The organism is Labrenzia sp. 011 (assembly GCF_003075075.1).
Lineage (GTDB): Bacteria > Pseudomonadota > Alphaproteobacteria > Rhizobiales > Stappiaceae > Roseibium.
Genome location: NZ_QCYM01000058.1, coordinates 1 through 1,355 on the forward strand (window position 1 = coordinate 1; position 1,355 = coordinate 1,355).

1 protein-coding gene is annotated in these 1,355 nt (G+C 48.3%); it reads right to left on the reverse strand.

Going from position 1 to position 1,355, the window contains the following annotated elements; translation table 11 throughout:
• Positions 1-138 precede the first annotated feature (138 nt).
• Positions 139-1,071 carry a phosphoglycerate dehydrogenase gene (locus tag DCO57_RS22180; RefSeq protein ID WP_116701099.1) on the reverse strand — a complete coding sequence of 311 codons (933 nt, stop codon included), beginning with the start codon at positions 1,069-1,071 and terminating at the stop codon, positions 139-141.
• Positions 1,072-1,355: the final 284 nt, after the last annotated feature.

Sequence of the window (1,355 nt, forward strand, 5' to 3'; positions counted from 1 at the left end):
GGATTTACTTCGTAGATTTTTGACACCGTGTCCTGACCAATAGCGCGCATCGCATTGTGCCGGATTTTACCCATTCCGCCATAACCAATAATACCGTACTTCAAAGTAGGTCTCCCAATGTTCTAAAATCTATCGGCTTCACCCGAGGATGCTTTTCAGGTTGTTCAAAGTATTCTCGTGGACGTATTCCACTGCAGCTCGACCGTTATTTGCATTGTGACTACATAGAACAACATTGTCGAACCCTAGGAGAGGATCATCCTTCGCCAGAGGTTCGACCTCAAACACGTCAAGCCCCGCACCGGCAATCCGCTTTTCCTTCAAGGCGAGCACAAGTGCTTCCTGATCAACGAGGGGCCCACGCGCCACATTCACCAAGAAGCTGGAAGAGCGAATCTTTCTCAAAAATTCAGGCCCGACAATATGATGATTTTGGGGTGTGTAGGCACAAGCCAAACAGATAACGTCTGAATCCGTAGCGATCTCATCAAGGCTGGCGGGTTGCGCATCTTTCCCGAAGAACCTCTTGGGACCGTTCTGGACCGGGTCATAATAGATAACATTCATCCCAAACGCGGTGGCGAGTTCACCAATACGTTGCCCGATTGCTCCGAAACCAATCATACCCAGAGTTTGGCCTGCTAGCTCTCGCCCTTGCGGCTTCGGCCATTGACCTTCTCGCAATGCACGATCAATTTCGACCAGTTTGCGACTGACCGAGATCATGAAATGAAGGGCAACTTCAGCGACCGCGTTTGCGAAAGCGGCAGGGCTGTTTTTCACAGGAATTCCTAGACGCTTGGCCGCATCCAAATCGATACTATCGATACCTGTGCCCCACTTCGCGATGACCTTTAGACGAGGCAGAGCCGCTTCTAGAACCGCTTCGGTAATACGATCATCTCCGGCGAGCCACCCGTCAATTTGACCAACCGAATCCAAACACTCTTTCTCAGATAAAAATTGATCTGGATTCGCCCAGATCGGAGTATAACCAAGATCCCGTATGCTCTTGTCAAACCGGTCCTTTTCTTTCAGCATCATGATATTTGAGACGAGAACATTTTTCATTTTTTTTCCGCTGGCTATCAATTGCAGGAAAGACGCTGAATTCTTTTAGTGACTGAGGTGCCGATTAACAAGCCAACTGACCTGTCGATGCCGCGTTTTACACCCGGCAGTAATTTCGCAAAACTTGCCATCATGTCGTCAGCCGACGGAAATCCGGAAGGTTTTTTGAATCTTCTATTGCTATAGTTATCATGCGAAAAAGATCATTCAGTTTTTTGAAACCACTTCGAGGTGCTTCCTTAGCGGCAATAGAGAATAAATAGTGTGGTGGCAGACGTGCGACA